Source organism: Nitrosomonas sp. Nm34, assembly GCF_900113925.1.
Taxonomy (GTDB): Bacteria; Pseudomonadota; Gammaproteobacteria; order Burkholderiales; family Nitrosomonadaceae; genus Nitrosomonas.
Window position 1 is genome coordinate 1 of the sequence record NZ_FORD01000108.1, and the last position, 4,406, is coordinate 4,406.

A 4,406-nucleotide genomic window follows, 5' to 3' on the forward strand; every position below is an offset into this window, starting at 1 on the left:
TAGAGATAAATCGTTATTAATCGATTTTGCCAGTTCATTGGTTACTGTGATTGATTGAGGTTGGGTAGTGTCTTCCTCAATAGTTTAACGTTATTATGAACTGGCTTCTATTTCAGCTCTTAATTCGCATTAAAACTGAAGGAGCCAAAAAAATGCTTACTCAAACTCAATTAGATGATATAGGAAAATTAATAGTGCGCCTGATGGTAGGTGTCCTGATTTTACTTCATGGGCTACATAAGGTATTAAATCCTGAATCTCTTGATTCTATTCGCAGCATGCTAACAACTATCGGCCTGCCTCAGTCCATAGCTTACGGTGTTTACCTAGGCGAAGTATTAGGTGGATTAATGGTTGCCTTAGGCATTTATTCAAGGTTGGGAGGCGCGCTCATCGTCGGCAATATGCTATTTGCGCTTGGACTGGCTCATAGCGCGCAGATTTTCACTTTAAATAATATGGGTGGGTGGACAGTAGAGTTGCAGGCATTTTTCCTTTTTTCAGGGCTTGCAATTATATTTCTTGGCAGTGGCCGTCTCGCTTTGAAGCCGGATTGACTAGTTTCAGTGATTCCATCACGCTATGCGCTAGACTGAAAATAATATTACCTGGATCGGTTTTAAATGATATCTAGTTTAAATAAATCATTTTGGTACAAATTCAATAATGCATATTTGCGTTGAATATCTGCCAAAAGAGCAATTTCTTTGGCAATTTGGTAAATAATTATTGAATCCCATACCTTTTAACGTCATGCGCAAATTGCGCTTGTTATAAATAGCTTCTTGAAACTGAGTCTTCTTCAGCTTCAGCCAGAACTCATCAGTAAAAATCAATCAAGGCATAGCAAACTCATTTTGTTGGTGATATGCGAATCTACCAATTTATATTAGACGCACACGTGTAATTATAAAACATAGATAGAGGTTGAAAATGAGCCACATACTAGATCAATTACAAGACCAGATAGAATCATTGCTACCAAAAATTGAACATATTTATAAGGACTTACATCAAAACCCCGAGTTATCAATGCAAGAATTCAGAACTTCTAAAATAGCTGCGAACCATCTAAAAGGTTTGGGCTTTGAAGTGTCAGAGAATTTAGGAATTACTGGTGTTGTCGGAATTATGAAAAATGGTGATGGTCAGGTTGTTATGCTGAGGGCTGACATGGATGCATTGCCTATGGAAGAGAAAACAAATTTACCTTATGCAAGCAGAGCTGTAGGTGAAACATTAGATGGTATAAAAACACCTGTTTCACATATGTGTGGACATGACCTCCATGTGGCTTGGATGATGGGAACCTCAGAGATTCTCTCCAAGAATAAAAATTTATGGAAGGGAACTTTAATGATTATCTTTCAGCCTGGGGAGGAAGTCGGTAAAGGTGCTTTAGCAATGATTGACGATATGAAAGACAACTTTCCGAAACCAGATATTATCTTAGGTCAGCATGTAATGATCGGTAAAGCAGGTACTGTAGGATATAAAGCAGGAGCAATCCTTACCGCTGGTGATAGCTTACATATAAAATTTCATGGAAAAGGGGCTCATGGTTCAATGCCACAAAACTCCATAGATCCTGTTATGATAGCCGCTTATTCCGCAGTCAGGTTGCAAACAATCGTTTCTAGAGAGATATCACCTTTAGATAGCGCAGTTTTAACTATCGGATCAATTCAGGCAGGTACCAAAGAGAATATCATTCCCGATGATGCTGTTTTAAAGATAAACGTGCGTAGCTACAAAGACTCTGTCAGGGAAAAAATGATAAAATCCATAGAAAGAATCTGTCTTTGTGAAAGTCATGCTTCTGGTGCATCAAAACCAGATATAAAATTCATTGATAGCTATCCGGTAACTGAAAATGATGAATATGCCACAAAAAAAATAAGCGAAAATTTCATTAGTTATTTTGACGATAGATGTTACGAGACTAAACCAGCTACCGCGAGTGAAGATTTCAGCTACTTTGGAAGAAGGTGGGGGGTACCTTATGTATTTTGGTTTATTGGTAGCACAGAAAAAGGAGAGTGGGAAAAAGCAGTGAAGGAAGATAAGGTAGAAAATATTCCTGCCAATCACTCATCTCAATTCAAAATCGAATTAAATACTACAGTTAAAGCTGGCTTAGAAGCCATGTTAGTAGCAGCGCTTGCATGGCTTTAATACAATGGGAATCACAGGCATATGTTTTATACCTGTGTTATTGTTGAAAACAATGGATACCATATTATATTTCATAGACTTATTTGGTACATTTATATTTGCCTTAAGTGGTGCTGTAATTGGAGTGAAAAAAAATTATGATGTGTTTGGTGTCTTTGTTATATCTCTAGTTACAGCTATAGGAGGTGGTGTAATAAGAGACATTTGTATATCTTCAACTCCACCTGTTGGACTTATAACCGGCGAGTATTTAATAGGAGTATTCCTTGCAATAATTATAGTTTCATTTTTCCAAAAATTTATTCTTTCATTCCAGAAACCAAGTACATTTTTTGATGCGATAGGATTAGGGTTCTTTGCTGCGTTTGGTGCTAATAAAACCTACCAATATACTGGTAGTATACAATTATCCGTTATTCTTGGTTGTGCAAGCGCTGTAGGTGGTGGTGTTTTTAGAGATATTCTGACAGGAAAAAGCCCTTCAATATTTACCCAGGATCTTTATGCTAGCGCGGCAATAATAGGTTCTTTAATTGAACTAATGGGTGCAACTGGAGTTATAGACAACAGGATTAGCATATGGGTTTCTATTTTAACAACAACAACGATCAGGATGTTAGCCATTAAATATAAAATAAAACTCCCATCGATAAAAAATAAAAATATGTAAGAAATTTGCTACGAGAAGGAATAATAGGTTCAATGTCTTTTTCAGTAAGCGTTTGAATAAAAGCATTGATATTCATCACCTTTATCACCCACCAGGGCGGCCGCGCCTTCTGCCGTCAGAGCCAACAAATTCTCAGCCTCGTTGCGTTCGAAGTATATCCTCTTCACAGCAAGTTACTCTACAGTATTGAGCGTTTAATGGCATTTTTGCCGTTTCCTCTAACGACATTTCTAATTTTGAAGGAAGCAATATTGCCTGAGCCGTCAACAACACAGCCGTGGTTTTAGCTGCTTTCAAAAATTCTCGTACCAACCTAAGTGATCTGCTTCGCTCGCTCTTCTCGCGATAATTTTTCCTTGTAATCTAGGCAATATAGCAAAACCAGCTAGAAATGATTCAAGGAGTATGCTCATTATTTCATCTGAGCATAAATGGGCATACGCCAAAGTACTGCGTGAACAATACCGCCAAACCGTTGATATGCTCTTCAAATTTTATATGTTCTGAATCATTCTTAACCGGTTACGCCATTATTATCATGTTTCCTAATGAGAATTTGGATTAAGCGCGCATTGGTAACGATATATGACGATACAAGTTTAAGGGAAAGAACTTCCATCGATTGCACAGGCAATCTTGGTGAGTTTCAATCATGAGGTTAGGTCGGGATTATTATTGTTGCCTTGTTGTGTTGGCGATTTAAACCAGGCTCCCCATAGCAACGAGATGCCAATTATTGCAGAGACCGTCGACGCTATAAATATAATATGGCGATTTTAGCGGCATCAAGGTCAGCTGATGAAGGAAAAGCCTGAGCAGCAATAAAAAGTGACATCGTGAAGCCAATTCCCGCCAATACTGCAGCACCAACCAACTGCATCCAGGAATAGGCTTCTGGTTTATCGGCAATCCCCGCTCGAACGGCCAGAGCTGAGGCGACGACCATTCCAACGGGCTTTCCAATCACTAAGCCTGTGAGTATGGCGAGCACCAATGGCTCTCGCCCATCAATAACTTGATGTGGTTCCCTGTAACTGGACAACCTGAAAGAAAGTTAAGCTCTGACATGTATAGTTAATCGAGTTCAGGCAACCCGATCAATTCCTGGATCATTATAGTAGATTTCATGAGGCGTAAGACTGTCAAGGCTTTGATGAAATCGTTCTTGATGGTACCATTCAAACCATGTGGATAAATTCTGCTTTATCTCCTTCAGATTATTGAATTCTCGGGTATATAAAAGCTCATATTTAACTGTCCGCCAAAGCCGTTCAATAAAAATATTGTCATAGTAGCAACCCTTGCCATCCATGCTGATCTGAATAGGATGATCTTTTAGTATGGAGGTAAATGCTTCGCTGGTGAACTGTATGCCCTGGTCGGTATTCATGATCTGTGGACAGCCATAATCCTGAATGGCTGCCTCCAGCGCCTGAGTACAAAAATCAGTATCCAGGGTATTGGATAAGCGCCAGCTCAACACCTTACGCGAATACCAGTCGATGATGGCAACCAGATAGCCAAAGCCCTTCTCCATGGGGACATAGGTTATGTCGGTAGC

Annotated in this window: 5 protein-coding genes and 1 pseudogene; 3 read left to right on the forward strand and 3 right to left on the reverse strand. The window is 39.2% G+C overall.

Going from position 1 to position 4,406, the window contains the following annotated elements; genetic code table 11:
- Nucleotides 1-152 precede the first annotated feature (152 nt).
- The 3 genes from BM283_RS17250 (at nucleotide 153) to BM283_RS17265 (ending at nucleotide 2,845) form a co-directional block, all read left to right on the forward strand.
- Nucleotides 153-557, forward strand: a complete 405-nt coding sequence (locus BM283_RS17250; RefSeq protein ID WP_090695336.1) for a DoxX family protein — start codon at nucleotides 153-155, stop codon at nucleotides 555-557.
- A 376-nt stretch (nucleotides 558-933) separates the two neighbouring features.
- Nucleotides 934-2,175, forward strand: a complete 1,242-nt coding sequence (locus BM283_RS17260) for an amidohydrolase (protein ID WP_090695334.1) — start codon at nucleotides 934-936, stop codon at nucleotides 2,173-2,175.
- A 4-nt stretch (nucleotides 2,176-2,179) separates the two neighbouring features.
- Nucleotides 2,180-2,845, forward strand: coding sequence for a trimeric intracellular cation channel family protein (locus BM283_RS17265; RefSeq protein ID WP_217646597.1), 666 nt, complete (start codon nucleotides 2,180-2,182; stop codon nucleotides 2,843-2,845).
- A gap of 41 nt (nucleotides 2,846-2,886) precedes the next feature.
- Here the strand turns inward: BM283_RS17265 and BM283_RS20385 are convergent, their stop codons facing one another.
- The 3 genes and pseudogenes from BM283_RS20385 to BM283_RS17275 all read right to left on the reverse strand — a co-directional run.
- Nucleotides 2,887-3,012 (reverse strand): hypothetical protein, encoded by a 126-nt coding sequence (locus tag BM283_RS20385; protein WP_302848313.1) that lies wholly within the window; start codon nucleotides 3,010-3,012, stop codon nucleotides 2,887-2,889.
- Nucleotides 3,013-3,599: 587 nt separating this feature from the next.
- A complete protein-coding gene (locus BM283_RS17270) occupies nucleotides 3,600-3,887 on the reverse strand; it encodes a Na+/H+ antiporter NhaA (protein WP_254776433.1) in 288 nt (95 codons plus the stop codon).
- A gap of 75 nt (nucleotides 3,888-3,962) precedes the next feature.
- Nucleotides 3,963-4,406 (reverse strand): annotated as a pseudogene (locus BM283_RS17275) (IS3 family transposase); the annotation flags it as partial.

Excerpts from the sequence above, each read along its gene's own strand:
- BM283_RS17250 (WP_090695336.1), top strand. The coding sequence starts at position 153 with ATGCTTACTCAAACTCAATTAGATGATATAGGAAAATTAATAGTGCGC.
- BM283_RS17260 (WP_090695334.1), top strand. The coding sequence starts at position 934 with ATGAGCCACATACTAGATCAATTACAAGACCAGATAGAATCATTGCTA.
- BM283_RS17265 (WP_217646597.1), top strand. The coding sequence starts at position 2,180 with ATGGGAATCACAGGCATATGTTTTATACCTGTGTTATTGTTGAAAACA.